The organism is Mesorhizobium sp. C264A (genome assembly GCF_040324515.1).
In the GTDB taxonomy this organism is placed as follows: Bacteria; Pseudomonadota; Alphaproteobacteria; order Rhizobiales; family Rhizobiaceae; genus Mesorhizobium.
Window position 1 is genome coordinate 2,414,220 of the sequence record NZ_JAMYVY010000001.1, and the last position, 19,480, is coordinate 2,433,699.

Sequence of the window (19,480 nt, forward strand, 5' to 3'; positions counted from 1 at the left end):
AGGGACAAACGCATGACGCTTGAAACCGCAGCCGAGCCATGGCTGGGAGATGCCGAAAAAGTTCGACCCGGATGATGTTCTCAGCCGCCCGCTGATGGCCAATCTGGCGACCGTGACGCCTGACGGCGCGCCGCGCAACGCGCCGATGTGGTTCATCTGGGAGGACGCTGCGATCTGGCTGCTCGGCTCGACCGGGGCAAGTGCTGTCAAACACCTCGAACGTGACCCGCTGCGCCGTGGAGATCGTCCATTTCGACAATGAGGCCGGCATCCTGCTGCATCTCGGCCTGCGCGGCGTCGCCACCATCGAAGCGATGGCGCCGAACCGCTTCAAACGGCTGCTGCACAAATATCTCGGCCCGGAGGCGACCTGGAACCGCTGGTTCATCGACAATGTGGCCGACATCGACCATCCGGACGGGCGCCTGATCCGGCTCGCCCCGGAGAGCATCTTCACCAACAATGTGTCGTTCTTCAAAACCGGCCCCGAGCTGGCGTGGCCGCCGAAGCCGTAAGCAGCGCGTTATCGACTGGCACAATCGTGTCGCATTGGTCAGAGGCAAGGCCTCGTGGTAAAAGCCGCCCCGACCCGGAGTTTTTGCGATGAACAAATTCACCCCCGCGACGAGCAACAAATTCGCACCGGCAAAGCCCGCCGGTGCGCGCAGCGTCGACGAGATCACCGGCAGCCGCCGCTTGCGGCGCATGCGCAAGGCCGACTGGTCGCGCCGCCTGGTGCAGGAAAACCGGCTTACCGTGGACGATCTGATCTGGCCGATCTTCGTGATCGACGGCAAGAACACGCGCGAGCCGATCGCCGCCATGCCCGGCGTCTTCCGCCTGTCGCTGGACCTCGCCGTCAAGGAGGCCGAGCGGGCCGCTAAGCTCGGCATTCCGGCGATCGCCACCTTCCCCAATGTTGAACTCAGCCTGCGCGACCAGACGGGATCGCACATCCTCGACCCGGAAAACATCATCAACCGCGCCACCCGCGCCATCAAGGACGCGGTGCCGGAGATCGGCATCATCACCGATGCGGCGCTCGACCCGTTCACCTCGCACGGCCATGACGGCATCTTGCGCGACGGCATCATCGTCAATGACGAGACGGTGGAACAGGTGACCGCCGCGGCCGTCATCCAGGCGGCGGCCGGCGCCGACATCATCGCGCCGTCCGACATGATGGACGGCCGCATCGGCGCCATCCGCGACGCGCTCGACGCCAATGGTTTTCAGGATGTGGCGATCATGTCCTATGCGACGAAATTCGCCTCCGCCTTCTACGGCCCCTACCGCGAGGCGGTCGGCACCGCCGGCCTGCTCAAGGGTGACAAGAAGACCTACTATCTCGACCACGCCAATTCCGACGAAGCGGTGCGCGAGGCCGAGCAGGACCTCGCCGAGGGCGCCGACATGCTGATGGTCAAGCCTGGCCTGCCCTATCTCGACATTATCCGGCGGCTGAAGGATGAGTTCCAAATGCCGACCTTCGCCTACCAGGTTTCGGGCGAATATTCGATGATCAAGGCGGCGGCCGCCAATGGCTGGATCGACGGCGAAAAGGCGATGCTGGAATCGCTGCTCGCCTTCAAGCGCGCCGGCTGTGACGGCATCCTGACTTACTTCGCGCCGGAAGTGGCGCAGATGCTGAAGGGTTAGCCGGAACCTGGATGCTCCGGGTTCCGGCTTTTCCTCACGCCTTTGGCAAATAAGGAATCGTTCCGGCGAGATCGGTATCGTCGATCAGTTGGAAGCGGCTGTCGCTGCCCTTCTGACGCTCCGCCACAAACGGAGCGTATTGCGGATCGTTGGTGAAGGCTTCGGCTGCCTTTGCCGACGGAAACGCCATGATGGCGATCAGGCTGGTGTCGAGCGGCTTGCCCTCCAGCGTCTTCACATTGCCGCTGCGGGCGAGATACTTGCCGCCATGCTTGTGGACGAGGTCATGCACCGAAGCGGCATAGGCCGGCACCCATTTGTCGTCCTTCACCTTGATGTCTGCGATCACGTAAGCGGTCATTGTCCAACTCCTCATGGATCGGCACCGGACTGCCCGGTGACGTGACCGCTGCCTCGCATGGCGGCGCCGGACCGCTCCAGTCACAGAACTGTACCGGGGGTGCCAGTACAGCTTCTGTACTGGCTGAACTCAGGTTTTCTGAATAAGGTCCGGCAACATCTTTTGGAGGTCACCACATGACACAAGCCGGTTACAAGCAATTCTGCCCGCTCTCCATGGCCGCCGAGCTGCTCTGCACACGCTGGACCATGGTGCTGCTGCGCGAACTGGTGGCGGGATCGACCCGCTTCAACGATTTGCGCCGCGGCGTGCCGAAAATGTCGCCAACCCTTCTGTCGCAACGGCTCAAGGACCTCGAGGCCGGCGGCATCGTCGAGCGGACCGAGATCGCGACCGAGAAGGGCGTGTTCGAATACCGGCTGACCGAGGCGGGCCGGGATTTGCGCCCGGTTGTCGAGGCGATGGGGTTTTGGGGCCAGAAATGGGTCGAGGCCAGGCTGTCGCTCAAAAACCTCGATCCGTCGCTGCTGATGTGGGACATGCGGCGCAATCTGAACCCCAGTCCGCTGCCGGACGGGCGCACCGTGATACAATTCCTGTACCATGACCTGCCGGCGTCAAAACGATCGTGGTGGCTGATCGTCGAAAAGCAGGGCGAGGTCGATCTTTGCTGGTACGATCCGGGCTTCGACGTCGATCTCTACGTCTCGACCGATCTGTGCACCATGACCTCGATCTGGATGGGGCTGACGACAGTTCACAAGGAACGCGACAAGATCAGCCTGACCGGCGATCTCGACGTCGCCGGCAAGATGCAGATCTGGCTTGGGCTCAGCCCGTTTGCGGTGATGCCGAAGCGCGTGGCGGCTTGAGGTCCCTGCGCATTCCACAGATCGGCTTGCCTCTAAAAATACTAGTTGCAAAATGCAATCAGTTTGAATACTGATTGCAAATCACAACTGGTCACCAAAGGGAGTCTTCCATGTCCAAACTGCGCGTCAATGCCTTCACCTTGTCGCTCGACGGTTTCGGCGCCGGTCCTGACCAGGACCTGCAAAATCCGCTCGGCGTTGGTGGCGAAGATCTGCACAAATGGATGACCGGCACCCGCACCTTCCACGAGATGGTCGGCAAGGATGGCGGCAGCACCGATGTGGACGACCGGTTCACCATCCGCAGCTTCGACAATGTCGGCGCCTGGATCCTCGGCCGCAACATGTTCGGCCCGATCCGCGGCGAATGGCCGGATGAGAGCTGGAAAGGCTGGTGGGGCGACAACCCGCCCTATCACGTGCCGACCTTCGTGCTGACCCATCACAAGCGCGACCCCATTGTGATGGAAGGCGGCACCGTTTTCCACTTCGTTGCTGGCGGCATCCACGCCGCGCTCGAACAAGCAAAGGCCGCGGCCGGCGGCAAGGATGTCCGCGTCGGCGGCGGCGTTTCCACCATCCGGCAATATCTGCAAGAGAAGCTCATCGACGAGTTGCATCTGGCGGTGTCGCCGGTGTTGCTCGGGAGGGGCGAGAGCCTGTTTGCCGGGCTGGATATGCTGAAGCTGGGTTACCAGTGCACCGAGCAGGTGGCGACAGCGCTCGCCACGCATGTGACGATCAAGCGGGTGTAGTGGCGAAGTGATAGGCGCAGGCTTCTTTCTCCCCGTTCTACGGGGAGAAATGCCCGGCAGGCAATGAGGGGCAGCGCTGCTTTTGGAGGTTAGCAGCGTCCGACGGCTGTGAATTCGTCGATGCCGGCGCTGCCCCTCATCCGCCCTTCGGGCACCTTCTCCCCGTGAAACGGGGAGAAGGAAAAGTGCTCAATACTTCTCCGGCACGTAAAGCTCGCGCGGCAGGACCTGGCGCTCGTACTCCGGGTTGAACACCCGCTCGGGCAGCGTGATTTCTTCGTGCGGCACGTCCTCATAGGGCAGTTGTTTGAGGAGATGGTCGATGCAGTTCAGCCGCGCCCGCTTCTTGTCGTTGCCTTCGACGATGTACCACGGTGCCTCTGGGATGTTGGTGCGGGCAAACGTCTCTTCCTTGGCCTTGGTGTACTGCTCCCAGCGCACGCGCGACTGCAGGTCCATCGGCGACAGCTTCCACTGCTTCATCGGGTCGTGGATGCGCATCATGAAGCGCATCTGCTGTTCCTCGTCGGTGATCGAGAACCAGTATTTGACCAGCGTGACGCCGGAGCGGACCAACATGCGCTCGAACTCCGGCACGTCGCGGAAGAACTCTTCGACCTGATCGGGTTCGGCAAAGCCCATCACCCGCTCGACGCCGGAGCGGTTGTACCAGGAGCGGTCGAACAGCACGATCTCGCCGCCGGCCGGCAGATGCGGCACGTAGCGCTGGAAATACCACTGCGATTTTTCGCGCTCGGTCGGCGCCGGCAGCGCCACGGCGCGGCAGATGCGCGGGTTGAGGCGCTGGGTGATGCGCTTGATGACGCCGCCCTTGCCGGCGGAATCGCGTCCTTCGAAAACCACCACCAGCTTCTTCTTGTGGTAGGCGACCCAGGACTGCAGCTTGATCAGTTCCGACTGCAAGCCGATCAGGTCGCGGAAATACTGCATGCGGTCGATCGACGGCGGATGCGCGTTCTTGTAGATCTTGGAGATCTCCAGCGACAGCGCCGGCTCCGACATTTCAAGCTCATAGTCCTCGTCGAGCATGTCGGCGAGTTCGGCTTCCAGCCAATCCCTGGCCGGAGAATTCTGCTTCAACTCGGTCATTTCCACTGCTCCGCTTGCCGGCTGGCATGAAACCCTGAGCCGACTCGATATAGGCCGCCAATGACGGTTTTATTGCAAGCCGCCGGCCAGCCGGTCATCACTGCAAACCAGCGAGCATTGCCGATCCATCGCCCTGGGATGGCGACAAGCCGCTCAAATTGTCCTACAAATAGCGGACCCCTTCGGGCTTCCCCGCCCTTTCCTGCTAAAACCGCCTCCCCACCAAAACTACGAGGATCTGACATGGAATACCGCACGCTTGGCCGTTCCGGCTTGAAAGTTTCGGCGCTGACCTTGGGAACCATGACCTTCGGCGGCAGCGGGCCGTTCGCCGCCGTCGGCAATTCCGATCTCGCGGAGGCCTCGCGCATCATCGACACTTGCATCGATGCCGGCATCAATCTCATCGACACCGCCAATGTCTATTCCAACGGTCTGTCGGAAGAGATCATCGGCGAGGCGCTCGGCGGCAAGCGCAAGAACGACGTGCTGATCGCCTCCAAGGCGCGCATGCGGATCGGCAAGGGCCCCAATGACGAAGGCCTGTCGCGCCATCATCTGATCCGCGAATGCGAGAAGAGCCTGAAGCGCCTCAGGACCGATGTCATCGACATCTATTTCCTGCACGAATGGGACGGCGCGACGCCGCTCGAGGAAACCATCTCCGCGCTCGACACGCTGGTTGCCCAGGGCAAAATCCGCTATGTCGGCTGCTCCAACTATTCCGGCTGGCAGGTCATGAAGGCGCTCGGCATCAGCGACAGCCAGCACCAGCCGCGTTTCGTCACCCAGCAGATCCACTACACGCTGGAAGCACGCGAGGCCGAGTATGAGCTCTTGCCGATCTCGGTCGACCAGGGCCTTGGCGTGCTGGTGTGGAGCCCGCTCGCCGGCGGCCTGCTGTCGGGCAAATACCGCCGCGACAGTCCGACGGCGCGCCAGATCGGCGGCTGGTCGGAACCGCCGATCCGCGACGAGGGCCGGCTGTGGCGGATCGTCGACGTGCTGGTCGACATCGGCGCCACTCGCGGCGTCTCGGCGGCCCAGGTGGCGCTGGCCTGGCTGCTTGGCCGGCCGGCCGTCAGTTCGCTGGTGATTGGCGCACGCAACGAGGCCCAGTTGAAAGACAATCTCGCCGCGGCAAGCCTGACGCTGTCCTTTGATGAACGCCAGCGTCTCGATGCCGTCAGCCGGCCGCCGGTGCTCTATCCCTACTGGCACCAGCAGTTTACGGCGAAGGACCGCTTCGGCCCGGCCGATCTGGTTATGGACCGCAGCGTCATCTGACTTAAGGGCGCCGGAAGCCGCTAGCCCGCGATAAACCGCCAGACCTGCGGATCGGGCTCGATCTGGCCGCTGAGCACGAAATATTTGTAGAGCACGAGCAGGCAGATCGCCTGCTCGGCCCGCTCGTCGGCGAATTTGCGGCAATAGGCGTTGGCCGCCGCAACGATGCGCTGGGCCTCGGCCGGATGCTGCTCGAGATGATGCACCCGCTCGGCCAGATCGCTGAAGTCGGGCGCCAGCGGCACATAATGGACATCGGGCTCGAGCTGCCCCTCGGCGAACCAGGTCTCGTAAGTCGGCGGCGGCATCAGGCAGAGCGAGTTCGAGCTCATGATCCATTTCAGATTGGTCGCGACATCATTGCCTTCGAGCGAGATGATGTAGCGGTAGCGGCGCTGCTGATCGATGCTGAGATAGGGCTTGCGGTATTCCGCAGGTGCTGTCGCCCTCGGCGTGCCGACATCGCAGAACGGCAGATTGCGGGCTGCATCCAGCAACAAGGTGCGGATCGGATTGTTGAGTTCGCCGCGCCAAACGACGAGCGGATGCTTGTCGGCGAAGGCGACATCGTCGGCCGGCATGTAGAAATGACGGAACTTGTTCAGCTTGAACAGGACGCCGTTGCCGTTGTCGCCGGCTATCGGCCGGTCCTTGACGATCGACGGCATCTTCGGCACTTCGATGACGTCGCCGAATTCCAGGTCGATGCGCAGATCTGGGTCGAAATAACGGGTGAACTCCTTCAGATCGTAATAGTACATGCTGCGGTCCGACGGCAGCCGGCTGACCGGCACGGCCTCGGGGCTGGGGCTAAAAGGCTCCCGCAGCGTGTTGTAGTAATTGAGCCGCTGGCGGACCGATGCGTCGGAAAGCCTGGCCTGATCGAGCAGCCGGCCGAGCCGGCGCCGGAAAAGAACCGGCGGCGCGATGTCGCGCATGGCGTTGCGCGCATAGTAGATCAGCTTCTGTGCGTTTCTTTGAAGCGTGGCCATCGGTCGTTTTGATTCGAAATCGGTCGGCGGCGGCTCCAGCAACTGTCCCGCAGCCTTTTCTAAACCATTGTGTTCGCCATCACGCAAGTCCAGAACCGCTGGCATCTGCCCTCGCGGCGCTGTTGTGTTTGCCGGCCAATGCTTCTAGGCAGGATCAGGCACAGCGAAAGGAAACGATATGGCTCGACCACCGAATTACGGTCAGGAACGCAAAGAGCGCGACCGGCAGAAGGCCGCCAAGAAGGCGGAGAAGCTCGCCGCCAAGGTCGCGGCCAAGGAGCGCGCCGAGCCTGAGAACGAGGCAAGTTCGAAAACCGACACCGAGACAGAAAAATAGGCAAGACAGGATCACCGGCCCGCGAAACGGGCCGGATCCTGGCAAAATGCCGGTCTGATCAGGCCGATGTGATCAGGCCGGGGCCTTGTCGCTGACGAAGACGTTGACCTCGCGCGCGGCGGCGATGAAGGCGCGTCTTGCAATCATCGCCGGCTTGTCGCCGGCCAGCGCGTCATGGCAGGCCTGCAGCGCTTCGCGGTGCTTGGGGCTGCGCTTGCCGGGCCAGCTGTTGAGCAGGTAATCGGAAGCCTCGCGCACCGTACGCAAGAGCTGAGTGCTTCCCTCCGTGCCCGACTTAACGGTCACGGGTGTTTCAAATCGGTTGTTTTCCATGGCCGCCTCTTACGCCATCGGCGTCCGCGAAGCGAGGCCGAAAGCGGATCGCGACGGCGTTCTTTCGTTTTCGTGACCAGTATCAAGCGGCGACGACGGCAAAACCCCTGGCGCGTAGGCCGCGCCGGTCATTGTGCAACGACGTCACCAGGCGGGCGCGGCTGCCGGCTATATGGGCGGAAAGTCGCGCCGCCGCCGCATCGGCATCGCCGGCCCGCACCGCTGCCAGAATGGCGTGATGCTCGCTCCAGGCGCGGCCAAGGGCCGCCTCGTCGCGCACCTCCAGCCAGCGCGCCCGCGACAGCCGCGTCATGGCATCGCGCACGGCCCGAAACAGGAACTCGTTGCCGGAGAGCCGCGCCAGTTCGATATGGAAATCCATGCCGACGCGGTGCCATTCCTCCTGCGGCGTGGCAGTGTCGCAGGAGTCCAGCATCGCCTCGATGACATCGGCTGCGCTCCTGTCGGCCAGCGCCGAAGTCAGCCTGACCGCCGCGACCTCGACCGCTTCGCGGTACACCGCGATCTGTTCCAGTTCGGCAAGGTTGATCGGCGACACGGTCCAGCCGCGCCCGTCGCGGCAGATCAGCCCTTCCGTCTCCAGCCGCAGCAGGGCTGCCCTGACCGGCGTGCGCGAGGCGCCGAAGCGGCTCTCGATCCAGCGCTCCGTCAGCCGCTCGCCAGGACCGACCTCAAGGCCAAGGATCATCTCGCGAAGCGCTTTTTCGACGATCTGCATCTGCGACATAGTTGCTTCCATTGCTGGCGATCGGCCTTGCCCGTTGGTCTTGCCGATCACATTGAGAGCGCCTGATTGACAGCAGCCGGGCTTTGCGTCCATGAGGTACCAAGTTGGTATCCCAAAATGGTATCCGCAGCAAGCGGACAGGATAGGACATGCCGCAGGACAGTGCAGCGCAGGCCGCCGAAGCGCCTTCCACCTACAACATTCATTGGCGGCGCAACCTGCTCGTGTGCTTTGCCGGATCGTTCAGCACGCTTGTGGCGATGACGCTGTTGCTGCCGTTCCTGCCGCTCTATGTCGAACAGCTGGGCGCCGTGGGCCACGCGGCGATCGTGCAATGGTCCGGCATCGCCTTCGGCGCCACCTTCCTTGCCGCCGCCCTTGTCGCACCGCTGTGGGGGCGGCTCGGCGACCGCTACGGCCGCAAGGTGATGCTGGTGCGCGCCAGTTTCGGCATGGCGATCTGCATGTCGCTGACCGGCATGGTGCAGACCGTCTGGCAATTGGTGCTTTTGCGCCTGCTGATCGGCTTTGCCGGCGGTTATTCCTCAGGCTCGACGATCCTTGTCGCCATGCAGACGCCGAAGAAGCGCTCCGGCTGGGCGCTCGGCGTGCTGTCGGCCGGCATCACCGCAGGCTCCCTGGTCGGCCCGTTGCTTGGCGGCGCGCTGCCGCCATTGATCGGTATTCGCGCCACCTTCCTCATCGCGGGCGGCGTCATTTTCCTGGCGGCGCTGGCGACGACGTTCCTGATCAAGGAGATGCCTCGCCCGCCAATGCAGGCACAACCCAAGGAGAAACCAAAGGGCGGTTGGGCGCAGATCCCCGACAAACGCCCTGTCGTGGCGATGCTGGCAACCGGCATGCTGTTCACCTTCGCCAACATGTCCATCGAGCCGATCATCACCGTCTACGTCCAGCAACTGGTCGCGGACGCAAGCCGGGTGACGCTGGTCTCCGGTGTCGTCATGTCGGCGGCGGCGCTGGGCGCCATCCTGTCGGCGTCACGGCTGGGTAAGCTCGCCGACCGCATCGGCCACTGGAACGTCATCGTCGCATCGCTGGCCGTCTCGGCGCTGCTGTTGATACCGCAGGCCTTCGTCACCGAGAGCTGGCAGTTGGTCGGGCTGCGGTTCCTTATGGGTCTGGTGCTGGGCGGGCTGTTGCCCTGCATCACCAGCGTCATCCGCCACAATGTTCCCGATGGGGTCGGCGGCAATGTGCTGGGCCTGGCAATCTCGGCGCAATATGTCGGCCAGGTCGCGGGGCCGCTGCTGGGCGGCTTCGTCGGCGGCCATTTCGGCATGCGCGCGGTGTTTCTCGGCACGTCGGTGCTGATGGCGGGCGGTGCCGCGTATAATTGGCTGGCCCAGGCGCGCCGCACGCGCGACATGCTGGCGATATCGGAAAAATCCTGACAGACAGGTCGCGCCGCCTATCGTCAATCACGGAGCCCGAGACATGAGCATCGCCGAGTCAGCACCAGCAAACAGCGCGCGCATCCTCGTTTTCGCCGGCGGCATTGCCGGCGCGGCGGGCGTGGCGCTGTCGGCGGCTTCAGCGCATCTCGGCGGCGCGTTCGTCGGCACGGCCGCATCCTTCCTGCTCATGCATGCGCCGGTGTTTTTGGCCGTCGGCCTCGCCGGCGCAAACCGGATCTTGCGGATCGGCAGCCTGGTGCTGCTCGTCGGGCTTGTTCTGTTCTGCGGCGATCTGCTGGCACGGGATTTCGTGGGATCGCGGCTGTTCCCGATGTCGGCGCCGATCGGCGGCACCTTGCTCATCGCGGGCTGGCTGGTGATCGCGGCCTCGGCGCTCGTGCGGCAACGGTCCTGACGAGCCAAGAACCCTGCCCCATCAGATATCACACGAGGCTTAATCCTGCCGGTTTTGCGGCAGCAGGTCGCGGTTGCGCTTGGCAGACTTGGTCGGCCGCCGCCTTTCCGGCTGCTCCGTGGCAGGCGAGATACCCCAGTAGTTGCGATAAATGTCTTCGAACAGATGCTTCACGGGATGCATGTTCGTTCTCCTCTTCAAGAACTTGAATCGATCCAATCAGCTGGCACGAAAATGCCGGGGCCGATCAGTTGCGCTTGCGTTTCACAAGGTATTGCAGGTCACGCCTCCACGGCCCGACCTTGTCGCGGCGCTTGCGGGTGGCGGCGTCGGAGACTATGCCCCAATCATTGCCATAGATGTCTTCGAACAGATAATTCACGGGATGCATGGCACCCTCCTCTTGAATCGATCCATGTTGTACTTGGTGAATCCCTTGGATCGATTCAAATATAGACTCTCTCCGCCGTCCGATCAAGGGAAAATTTGAACCGATCCAACGAAAGTGCTAAACAGGCTCCGGTTCAGGAGACGAAAATGACGGCATTGACCTCCGGCAAGACGAGACCAGTGCGGCTTGCCGACATCGCCAAGGCGGCCGGGGTCTCGCACGGTACCGCGTCCAACGTGTTCGCTCGCCCGGAAATCGTGCGCGAAGAGGTCCGCGAGCGGGTCAAGGCGGCGGCGGAAGCGATGGGCTATGCCGGCCCGGATCCCAAGGGCCGGCTGCTGCGCGCCGGCAAGGTCAACGCCATCGGCGTGGCAACGGCAGAACCATTGTCCTATTTCTTCGACGATCCCTTTGCCCGCGTCATGATGGCCAGCATTTCGCAGGCCTGCGACGCCACCGGCGCCGGAATTTCGCTGGTCTCGGCCGCCAACAGCGAGCAGCTCGCCTGGAACATCCAGAGCGCCCTGGTCGACGGCTTCATCGTGTTCTGCATCGAGGGTGGGTCGCGGCTGGTCGAACTGGCGCGCGAACGCAAACTGCCTTTCGTGGCGCTTGATCTCGATTCGGAAAATGAGGCGGTCGCTGCGATCGGCGTCGACAACGTCGCCGGCGCGGGTCTGGCGGCGCGCCATCTGGCCGAGTTCGGCCATCGCAGCTTTGCCGTACTCGCCCTGGAATCTGCCGACGCTGGCTTTGGTCCCGTCACGCAGGAGCAAGTCGAGACGACATCCCTCTACTCGGGCACACGCGACCGTCTGCGTGGCTATTTCGGCGAGCTCTCCCGCTTCGGCATCGACGTCTCGCAAGTGCCAATCTACGAAACCCTCAATGACGAGGCGAGCGTTCGGGCCGGCCTCGATCATATCTTCGCGCTGCCGCAGACGCCGACGGCAATCCTGGCCATGTCGGACAAGATCGCGCTGCATGCGCTCGACTGGCTGCGCGAGCGTAACATTGCCGTGCCGGGCGATGTGTCAATCGTCGGCTTCGACGGCGTGCCGGAAGGCGCCGACTCCGAGCCGCCACTAACCACTGTCGCCCAGCCGATCGCCGAGATGGGCCGGCTGGCCGTCAAGGCGATCCTCGAAAATGACGGCTCGCAGCACCGGCAATTGCTGCCGGTCGATCTTGTGGTGCGGGGGTCGTCCGGCCCCTCGCCTGCTAGCTAGGCGGCTGATGTGGGATCATCGGCTTAGCCTTGGCATCGCGGGCATGCCGAAGGTCTGGTGAACGGCTGGCGCTTCTTTGCGAACCGGCTTTTTGCCCAAGCCGATGCCGGACAGCCACTCAAGATAGAAGGCGAGCGCGAATTGCATGGCGATGCCGGCCGAAATCAGCAAGACGTCATAGGCAAAGCCGCCCGGATTGATCAGCTTCATCACCTGCGCCGCCATGGCGATCAGCGTGCCGGCGAGGAACACCGGCAAGGAGCGCTTGCCGAGCAGGGCAAGCGGATGGTCCGGGCTGAGACGGAACAGGTTCGAGAAAGCCGGCAGGGCGACGATCAGATAGCTCACCGCCAATATGTGCAGGAGCCGCGGCAGCGACAGGAACGTCTTGTCGAAGCCGCCGATCACCACGGGCAGGTTAAACCACGTTATCTCGCCCCAGAGCGGGCTGTGCACCCAGACCGCCGCTGCCGCGACATAGGTCGCCGCGGCGCCCACCAGCCAACGATTGACGGGAATTGTGCCGCCGCGCCTGACATGCAGCATGCCGGCAAGGCCGATGTTGAACAGGAATTGCCAGGACAGCGGGTTGAGGAACCAGAAGCCGGGCTCGGGATAGTTCGGCGGCGCGATCTGCCAGAGGCCGGCGACGAGCCACAGCGCGCCGGAAAAGACCAGCGCCGGCAGCGGCCGGTAGCTGACGAAGAGCAGGAAGAGCGGCGCCATCAACAGCAGCGCCGCATAGACCGGCAGGATGTTGTTGTAGCCAAGCTGGTGGCCGAGCGTGACAATGCCGATCATGACCTCCGGCGTGTTCTTCATCAGCGGCTCGATGTTGATCAGCTTGAGCAGTTCCGGCCGCCGGCCGAACACCGCCGCGGCGCAGAACAACGCCATCACAACCATGGTGGTGACGATGTGGGCGCTGTAAAGCACGCCGGCCCGGCGCCACATCTTCAACATCGCCAGCAGCCGGCCGCCCGGCTGGAACTTGGTGCCATATGCGAGTGCGACCGACATGCCGGAAATCAGCACGAAGGCTTCCGCCGCGTCCGAGAATCCGAAATTCTTGTAGGTCAGCGTTTCGAAGACGGTGCCCGGCACGTGGTCGATATAGATGGTCAGGAGTGCGAGCGCACGGAACACGTCAATGCGCGTGTCGCGATCGGGGATACGCGGAGCGCGATCGGCGATACGCGGAGCGCGATCGGCGATACGCGGGGCGCGATCGGGCGGAACTGGCAGGGTCATCGACAAAAGGCCTCAAAGGAGAGCAAGGGTGCTCGCGTTGTTCATGCCGGGATGCGACCATCGGCGCACACCGCTTCGATTCCTCCCGCAGGGAGCATATCGGCGCAGAAACGGTCTGAAATGAGCCTGTTGCAATCACATTTCGCGGAGCGTGAAAATATTCCGTTTTGAAGCTGGCAAAGGACCAATGTCTCCGTGAAATCAATGAGATATGAGCGTGCATCGATATAGCGACGAGAACGCCTTTCTGCATCAGGATCTGGCGTTTCCCTACCGCCTCCTCAAGCCGGAGAATGCCGGCGGCGAGAGCCTGTTTTTACTGCACGGATCGGGTGTCGACGAAACGACGATGGTGCCGATTGCGAGGCAGATCGCCCCCAACGCCACGCTGGTCGCGGTGCGTGGCCGCATCCGCCAAGAAGACGGCTTCCGCTGGTTCGAGCGGATCACGCCGACCAGTTTTGAACAGGCGAGCATCCGTGCCGAAACATCGTACTTTGCCGCCTTCGCAAGCGAGGCCGCAAAGCGCCACGGGCTCGACCTCGCCCGGGCGACTTTCCTCGGCTATTCCAACGGCGCCAATCTGGTTTCCAGCCTGATGCTGCTCAACTCCGGCCTCGTCCGAAAAGCGGCGTTGCTGAGAGCAATGCCCGTGCTTGACGATGCGCCGGCAACCGATCTGACAGGAAGGCGCGTCCTGATTGTCGCTGGTGCCGCGGACGAGACCTACGGGCCGTTTGCGCCGCCACTGGTGAGGCTGCTCAACAAACATGGCGCCGAGGTCGATGCGCGCATCGTGCCTTCAGGTCACGAAATCGGCGACCCGGATGCCGCCATCGTCCGGCAATGGCTGGCGGGACCAGCATTGGTCGCACGCCAGGCAGGCTAGGAGACCTTGGTAGACCGCATCGGCGCCCGGCGGAACAGCTGAGCAGATGCTCGTCGCCTAGCCCTGTCCCATCCGGTTCCAGGCATCGAGCCCGGCGATCTTGTAGGCTTCGGCCAGCGTCGGATAGTTGAAGGTGTTGTTGACGAAGAAATCAACCGTGCCGCCGAGGTTGATCACCGCCTGGCCGATATGGATCAGTTCGGTGGCGCCTTCGCCGACGATGTGGGCGCCGAGCAGGCGGCGCGTTTCGACCGAGAACAGCAGCTTCAGAAAGCCGGAGTTGACGCCCATGATGTGGCCGCGCGAGGTTTCGCGGAACCGCGCCAGACCGACTTCATAAGCAGCGCCGCTCTCGCGCACCTGCTCCTCCGACTGACCAACGGTGGAGATTTCCGGCACGGCGTAGATGCCATAGGGGAAGGTTTCCGGCGGCGGTGGCAGTTGCACGCCGAAGGCGTGGCAGGCGGCCACCCTGCCCTGCTCCATCGATGTCGAGGCAAGGCTGGGGAAACCGATGACGTCGCCGGTGGCATAGATGTTGGGCGCACTGGTCTGGAAGGTCTGCGGATCGACCTTGATGCGGCCCCGGGAATCGGCCTCGATGCCGACCACGTCGAGGCCGAGGCTGCCGAGATTGCCGCTGCGGCCGGCGGCGTAAAGCACGATCTCGGAGCGGATGGTGCGGCCATCGGCGAGCGTCACTTCGGCATAGTCGGGTTTTGAGACGATTTCCTTGACCGTACTGCCGAGGCGAATGGTCATGCCGCGGTCGCGCATCTGGTGGATGAAGTCGTCGACGATCTCGCGGTCGACGAAATCGAGGATGGTGTTGCGCGGCTCCACCAGCGTCACCGGCACGTCGAGCGCCGAAAAGATCGTCGCATATTCAACGCCGATGACGCCGGCGCCGATCACCGTCAGCGTGCGCGGCAGATGGTCGAGTTCCAGCATCTCATCGCTGTCGAAGACGCGGATCTTGTCGAAAGGCACGTCGCGCGGCCGGTGCGGCCTGGTGCCGACCGCGATCAGCGCATTGGTGAAACCAACCTCCGAGTAGTCGCCATTGTCTGCCGTCAGGCTGACCTTGTTTGGGCCGACGAATTCGCCATGGCGCGCACGCTTTTGACGGCGTTGCGCATAAACTGGTGCTGCAGCACCTCGACCTCGTGGTCGAGCGTCTTGTGCAGCCGCTCGACCAGGTCGGCGATGGAGATGTCCTGCTTGACCCGGTAGCCGCGGCCGTAAAAGCCCCGCTCGCGCCAGCCGGACAGGTTCAGCACCGTCTCGCGCAGCGTCTTCGACGGGATGGTTCCGGTGTGCACCGAGACGCCGCCGAGGCGCCGGCCCCTGTCGACCACCAGCACCGATTTGCCGAGCTTGGCCGATTGCACCGCGGCGCGGCGCCCGGAAGGGCCGCTGCCGATGACCAGCATGTCGTAATCCATGTAACCCCGTCCCCTCGGCGTCTTGTTGCGCCGCAGCAAGCTAACGCCATCCGTCCACCAAATTCAATCGGCTCAACCTCGTCACACCGCCGAGCCGGACCGATGGACCAACCGATCTTGATTCCGCCCGCGGTCTTCACCATTTCAGTGGCGGCGCACCCTAGCGTGGCGCCTGTTACGAGGACATGAGATGAACGCGCGCGTAGTTGACGGCGAAATCATCACCAGCAGGCTCGACGACGTCAGGGCCTATGACGGTGTGCGCACGCGGCGCATCCTGGCCTTCATCATCGACTATTGCATCGTGGCGCTGCTCACCATTCCGTTCGCGATCCTGGTGGCCGTGCTTGGCCTTTTGACATTCGGTCTTGGCTGGGCGCTGTATTCCATCCTCGTGCCGGCGGTCGCCATTCTCTACATCTGGAACACGCTGGGCGGCCGCAACCAGGCCACATCAGGCATGAAGATGATGGGCATTCGACTCGATCGTCTCGACGGCAGCCGTATCGACGGCCTCACCGCCGTTGTCCATTCGGTGCTGTTCTGGGCGAGCACGGTCATCCTGACGCCGCTCGTCCTCCTGGTGACGCTGTTTTCCGATCGCAAGCGCACACTGCACGACCTGCTGCTTGGCACGTGCGTCAGCCGCAGCGACCGTTGAACCGGCGTTCAACCGACGCCAACAGGCATTTGTGCGCAAATGTGAAGGGGTCCGTTCAACCCCGCCTTCACAATCCTGTTGAATTTTTCGCCAGCCAAGCCAAAGGTAGAGCGATTCGCAGGAGTGTTCCCAAGGTTCGATGACGCACCATCCGACCCAGTCGCCGCAGTTCTTCCTGACCGCGCCATCGCCGTGCCCGTATCTCCAGGGCCAGTTCGAACGCAAGGTGTTCACGCATCTGGTCGGCGACAAGGCGCCGGAGATGAACGACCTGTTGACGCAAGGCGGTTTCCGGCGCTCGCAGAACATCGCTTACCGTCCCGCCTGCGAGACCTGCCGCGCCTGCGTCTCGGTGCGCATCCTGGCGCAGGAGTTCACCGCCAGCCGCAACATGAAGCGGGTGATCCAGCGCAATTCCGATCTGATCGGCGCCATGCACGACGCGCAGCCCTCGACGGAGCAGTATTCCCTGTTTCGCGGCTATCTCGACGCTCGCCATCGCCGCGGCGGCATGTCCGACATGACGGTGCTCGACTACGCCATGATGGTCGAAGATACCCATGTCGACACCAAGGTGATCGAATACCGGCGCCGCGGCCCCGACACATTCATCACCGGCAAGGGCCAGGGCGAGCTGATCGCCGTGGCGCTGACCGACAAGATGGCCGATGGCCTGTCGATGGTCTATTCCTACTTCAATCCCGAGTTCGAGGACCGTTCGCTCGGCACCTTCATGATCCTCGACCATATCGCCCGCGCCCGGGCCATGGGCTTGCCCCACGTCTATCTCGGCTACTGGGTCAACGGCTCGCGCAAGATGAACTATAAGATGCGCTTCATGCCGCAGGAGCATCTCGGCCCGAAGGGCTGGGAACGCTACGACCACGAAGCGGTCACGCGCTGATTTTTCTTCTTACCAGATCCTGATCTAAACATTTTCAGCCGAGACGATGCTGGTCTTTCCGCCCGTTGGCGGGGCGATTGCGCCGACTGGCATCTGCTCAAATCATTGCGAAAGCCGTTGCATGTCCTCTCACAATGCCCACACCAAAGGACTCCTGCTCACCGCGCTTGGCGGGCTGGCGCTGACCATCGACATTCCCCTGATCCGGCTCGCCCATGGCGAAGCCTGGACGATCCTTTTGCTCCGCACCGGCTGCACCTTCGTGGCAGGGCTGATCGTATGGGCCATCTGGCGCTCGTTCAGCAAGAATGCTCCGCAGCTGATACCCGGCTGGTCGGGGCTCGTCGTCGCCACCCTCTACGGGCTCGGCGCAATCGCCTTCATCACTGCCGTCTACAACACCTCGACCGCCAATCTGGTTTTCATCCTGGCCTTCTCCACCATGTTCTCGGCGCTGCTGTCGTGGCTGTTCCTGAAGGAGCGACCGCAGCCGCTGACGCTTGCGGCAATGGCGCTGATGATCGTCGGCATCGCGATCATCGTCGGCGATTCCGTCGGCACGGGAAATCTGTTCGGCGATGTGATGGCGCTGTGTTCGGCCTTGGCGATTGCCTGCGCAATCACCGTTTCACGCGCCAGCGGCAGGGATATGGGATTCACCGCGCTGACCGGCGTCCTGCTGCCGTTCGGGCTGGCGGCGCTCATGGTCTCCAGGACCGGTTTCCAGGTGGAAGCGCCATGGTGGATCGTTTTCAACGGCGCCGTCATCATGCCGTTCGCCTTCTTCTGCCTAGCCAACGGGCCGAAATACATTTCAGGCCCGGAAGTGGCGATGTTCTATCTCCTGGAAACGGTTTTGGCGCCGGTCTGGATATGGATGATCTTTGCCGAGACGCCGTCGCGCAACAGCTTGATCGGCGGCGTGATCCTGATCGTCACGCTGGTTGCCCATTCCCTGTGGCAGTTGCATGAAGGGCGCAAGCGCCGGGCAGCGCTCGCCGTCGCTTACCCAGCCTGACTTTTCTTCGCCGGGCCGGCGACAATCTCGATCTGCGGCGGCCCGCCTTCGAGCTCGGCCGCCGCGTCGGGAACGGTGTCTTCGGCCAGTTCCACCTCGCGCAGCCATTCGCGCCAGATCGCGACGAGCAGCGCCATCAGCACCGGGCCGATGAACAGGCCGAGAAAGCCCATTGTCTTTACGCCGCCGATCAGGCCGAAAAAGGTCGGCAGGAAGGGCAGCTTGATCGGCCCGCCGACCAGCTTCGGGCGCAAGGTCTTGTCGACGATGAACAGCTCCACCGCGCCCCAGATGAACAGCGCCAGACCCGCCATCGGCGAGCCGCTGGCGGCGAGGTAGATCGACACAAGCGTAAACGACAGCGGCGCGCCACCGGGGATCAGCGCCATCACGCCGGTCAATGCGCCCAGCGTCACCGGCGACGGCACCCCGGCCAGCCAGTAGGCGATGCCGAGCACCAGCCCCTCGCCGATGGCGATCACGGTCATGCCGGTAACGGTCGAGGAAATGGTCGCCGGCACGACGCGCGAAATCCGCTCCCAGCGCGTCGGCAGGATGCGTTCGCCGAGCCGGTCGATCTGGCTGGCAAAGTGTTCGCCGTCGCGGTAGGCGAAGAACAGCGCGATCATCATGAACAGCAGCGTCAGCAACAGGCCGAAGGCGCTGCCGCCGGCAGCCAGCACGCCGCGATAGATGCTGCCGATATTAGCGCCGCTGACCAGCTGGATCAGCTCGCCGATGCCGCCGGGATGGCCGAAATTGTCGATCCACTGTTCGTTCAGCCACTCGCCGACGACAGGCAGCGAGGTGATCCAGTGCGGTGTGACCGCGCCGTGCCTGTTGGTCTCGATCGCCCAGCCGACCCATTCGCGGACCTCGTTGATGGCGTAGGTGCCGGCGAGCGCTATCGGCACCACCAGGAAGGCGAGGATGAACAGGATGGCGAGCGTCGCGGCGACGGTGCGGTTACCGCCGACACCGGCAAGCAGCCGGCGGTAGAGCGGCCAGCTGGCAAAAGCAATGACGAGGGCTGCCAGCACGGGAAACAGGAACCCGTGGAAGAAATAAACGCCGGCGGCGACGATCAGCACCAACAGCCAGCGCGCCGCCGACAGCGGAGGAATGACAGCTGATCGCAACGGAGTCGACAGGCCGAACAGGCGCTGCTGACGCTCAGGCTTCTGGATCTTCGCTTCCTTCAAACGGTCAATTCTCCCCGGCCTAACAGCGTTTATGCACTGTTATAGTGCCGCAATCGTGACGATAGTCCAAATGGTTGGTGAAGCTGCCAATCTCCCCCCTTGTGGGGGAGATGTCCGGCAGGCCAGAGGGGGTCGCGAAGGATCGCCAGCCTGGCACCCGACATTGAAGACCCAAGAGTTGCGACCGAGTGGCGAGCCATGAC

At 63.2% G+C, this 19,480-nt stretch carries 23 protein-coding genes and 1 pseudogene; 14 read left to right on the forward strand and 10 right to left on the reverse strand.

The window, feature by feature from the left end:
- Positions 1–19: 19 nt before the first annotated feature.
- The 3 genes from NKL04_RS11945 (at position 20) to hemB (ending at position 1,659) form a co-directional block, all read left to right on the forward strand.
- On the forward strand, positions 20–262 hold the full coding sequence (locus NKL04_RS11945) for a pyridoxamine 5'-phosphate oxidase family protein (RefSeq protein WP_245271373.1): 243 nt from the start codon (positions 20–22) through the stop codon (positions 260–262).
- Positions 222–515 carry a hypothetical protein gene (locus NKL04_RS11950; RefSeq protein ID WP_245260449.1) on the forward strand — a complete coding sequence of 98 codons (294 nt, stop codon included), beginning with the start codon at positions 222–224 and terminating at the stop codon, positions 513–515. Before NKL04_RS11945 ends, NKL04_RS11950 begins: the two co-directional genes overlap by 41 nt.
- Before the next feature lie 88 nt (positions 516–603).
- Complete coding sequence (hemB, locus tag NKL04_RS11955; protein WP_023700556.1) at positions 604–1,659, forward strand: porphobilinogen synthase; 1,056 nt, start codon at positions 604–606, stop codon at positions 1,657–1,659.
- 34 nt (positions 1,660–1,693) lie between these two features.
- On the opposite strand, the gene NKL04_RS11960 is transcribed toward hemB, so the two are convergent.
- Entirely contained in the window at positions 1,694–2,020 is a 327-nt protein-coding gene (locus NKL04_RS11960) for a DUF1330 domain-containing protein (RefSeq protein ID WP_023693250.1), read from the reverse strand.
- A 176-nt stretch (positions 2,021–2,196) separates the two neighbouring features.
- Here NKL04_RS11960 and NKL04_RS11965 point away from each other — a divergent pair, with 176 nt between their 5' ends.
- Positions 2,197–2,892, forward strand: coding sequence for a winged helix-turn-helix transcriptional regulator (locus NKL04_RS11965; RefSeq protein WP_023682403.1), 696 nt, complete (start codon positions 2,197–2,199; stop codon positions 2,890–2,892).
- A gap of 110 nt (positions 2,893–3,002) precedes the next feature.
- Positions 3,003–3,647 carry a dihydrofolate reductase family protein gene (locus tag NKL04_RS11970; RefSeq protein ID WP_023700557.1) on the forward strand — a complete coding sequence of 215 codons (645 nt, stop codon included), beginning with the start codon at positions 3,003–3,005 and terminating at the stop codon, positions 3,645–3,647.
- A gap of 189 nt (positions 3,648–3,836) precedes the next feature.
- On the opposite strand, the gene ppk2 is transcribed toward NKL04_RS11970, so the two are convergent.
- A complete protein-coding gene (gene ppk2 / locus NKL04_RS11975) occupies positions 3,837–4,757 on the reverse strand; it encodes a polyphosphate kinase 2 (protein WP_023700558.1) in 921 nt (306 codons plus the stop codon).
- Positions 4,758–5,000: 243 nt separating this feature from the next.
- Between ppk2 and NKL04_RS11980 the strand changes: the two genes are divergently transcribed.
- Positions 5,001–6,044, forward strand: coding sequence for an aldo/keto reductase (locus NKL04_RS11980; RefSeq protein WP_023700559.1), 1,044 nt, complete (start codon positions 5,001–5,003; stop codon positions 6,042–6,044).
- A 20-nt stretch (positions 6,045–6,064) separates the two neighbouring features.
- On the opposite strand, the gene NKL04_RS11985 is transcribed toward NKL04_RS11980, so the two are convergent.
- Complete coding sequence (locus NKL04_RS11985; protein ID WP_023700560.1) at positions 6,065–7,036, reverse strand: glycosyl transferase family 90; 972 nt, start codon at positions 7,034–7,036, stop codon at positions 6,065–6,067.
- Between the two features lie 178 nt (positions 7,037–7,214).
- On the opposite strand from NKL04_RS11985, the gene NKL04_RS11990 reads away from it, so the two are divergent.
- Entirely contained in the window at positions 7,215–7,373 is a 159-nt protein-coding gene (locus NKL04_RS11990) for a hypothetical protein (RefSeq protein WP_023673009.1), read from the forward strand.
- Positions 7,374–7,445: 72 nt separating this feature from the next.
- Here NKL04_RS11990 and NKL04_RS11995 read toward each other — a convergent pair whose 3' ends face one another.
- Together NKL04_RS11995 and NKL04_RS12000 are read right to left on the reverse strand one after the other, a co-directional pair.
- Positions 7,446–7,679, reverse strand: a complete 234-nt coding sequence (locus NKL04_RS11995; protein ID WP_245259900.1) for a DUF982 domain-containing protein — start codon at positions 7,677–7,679, stop codon at positions 7,446–7,448.
- A gap of 109 nt (positions 7,680–7,788) precedes the next feature.
- Complete coding sequence (locus NKL04_RS12000) at positions 7,789–8,454, reverse strand: GntR family transcriptional regulator (protein WP_352723742.1); 666 nt, start codon at positions 8,452–8,454, stop codon at positions 7,789–7,791.
- 149 nt (positions 8,455–8,603) lie between these two features.
- Here NKL04_RS12000 and NKL04_RS12005 point away from each other — a divergent pair, with 149 nt between their 5' ends.
- Positions 8,604–9,869, forward strand: a complete 1,266-nt coding sequence (locus NKL04_RS12005) for a multidrug efflux MFS transporter (RefSeq protein ID WP_023682410.1) — start codon at positions 8,604–8,606, stop codon at positions 9,867–9,869.
- Between the two features lie 43 nt (positions 9,870–9,912).
- The gene (locus NKL04_RS12010; protein WP_023673013.1) at positions 9,913–10,287 is read left to right on the forward strand and encodes a DUF423 domain-containing protein; all 375 of its coding nucleotides are present in this window, start codon (positions 9,913–9,915) and stop codon (positions 10,285–10,287) included.
- Between the two features lie 39 nt (positions 10,288–10,326).
- On the opposite strand, the gene NKL04_RS12015 is transcribed toward NKL04_RS12010, so the two are convergent.
- Together NKL04_RS12015 and NKL04_RS12020 are read right to left on the reverse strand one after the other, a co-directional pair.
- Positions 10,327–10,470 carry a hypothetical protein gene (locus tag NKL04_RS12015; protein WP_023673014.1) on the reverse strand — a complete coding sequence of 48 codons (144 nt, stop codon included), beginning with the start codon at positions 10,468–10,470 and terminating at the stop codon, positions 10,327–10,329.
- A gap of 64 nt (positions 10,471–10,534) precedes the next feature.
- Positions 10,535–10,678 (reverse strand): hypothetical protein, encoded by a 144-nt coding sequence (locus NKL04_RS12020; protein ID WP_023700561.1) that lies wholly within the window; start codon positions 10,676–10,678, stop codon positions 10,535–10,537.
- A gap of 146 nt (positions 10,679–10,824) precedes the next feature.
- On the opposite strand from NKL04_RS12020, the gene NKL04_RS12025 reads away from it, so the two are divergent.
- Entirely contained in the window at positions 10,825–11,907 is a 1,083-nt protein-coding gene (locus tag NKL04_RS12025; RefSeq protein WP_023682412.1) for a LacI family DNA-binding transcriptional regulator, read from the forward strand.
- 15 nt (positions 11,908–11,922) lie between these two features.
- On the opposite strand, the gene NKL04_RS12030 is transcribed toward NKL04_RS12025, so the two are convergent.
- Positions 11,923–13,158 carry an OpgC family protein gene (locus NKL04_RS12030; protein WP_023700562.1) on the reverse strand — a complete coding sequence of 412 codons (1,236 nt, stop codon included), beginning with the start codon at positions 13,156–13,158 and terminating at the stop codon, positions 11,923–11,925.
- 217 nt (positions 13,159–13,375) lie between these two features.
- On the opposite strand from NKL04_RS12030, the gene NKL04_RS12035 reads away from it, so the two are divergent.
- Positions 13,376–14,047, forward strand: coding sequence for an alpha/beta hydrolase (locus NKL04_RS12035; protein WP_245259901.1), 672 nt, complete (start codon positions 13,376–13,378; stop codon positions 14,045–14,047).
- Positions 14,048–14,104: 57 nt separating this feature from the next.
- Here NKL04_RS12035 and sthA read toward each other — a convergent pair.
- Positions 14,105–15,492, reverse strand: a pseudogene (gene sthA / locus NKL04_RS12040) (Si-specific NAD(P)(+) transhydrogenase).
- 190 nt (positions 15,493–15,682) lie between these two features.
- Between sthA and NKL04_RS12045 the strand changes: the two are divergent.
- The 3 genes from NKL04_RS12045 (at position 15,683) to NKL04_RS12055 (ending at position 18,075) form a co-directional block, all read left to right on the forward strand.
- A complete protein-coding gene (locus tag NKL04_RS12045; RefSeq protein ID WP_023700564.1) occupies positions 15,683–16,153 on the forward strand; it encodes an RDD family protein in 471 nt (156 codons plus the stop codon).
- A 139-nt stretch (positions 16,154–16,292) separates the two neighbouring features.
- A complete protein-coding gene (locus tag NKL04_RS12050) occupies positions 16,293–17,057 on the forward strand; it encodes an arginyltransferase (protein ID WP_023700565.1) in 765 nt (254 codons plus the stop codon).
- Between the two features lie 121 nt (positions 17,058–17,178).
- Positions 17,179–18,075, forward strand: a complete 897-nt coding sequence (locus NKL04_RS12055) for a DMT family transporter (protein WP_023689526.1) — start codon at positions 17,179–17,181, stop codon at positions 18,073–18,075.
- Here the strand turns inward: NKL04_RS12055 and NKL04_RS12060 are convergent.
- Positions 18,063–19,277, reverse strand: a complete 1,215-nt coding sequence (locus NKL04_RS12060; protein WP_023682419.1) for an AI-2E family transporter — start codon at positions 19,275–19,277, stop codon at positions 18,063–18,065. The genes NKL04_RS12055 and NKL04_RS12060 overlap by 13 nt on opposite strands.
- Between the last annotated feature and the right edge of the window lie 203 nt (positions 19,278–19,480).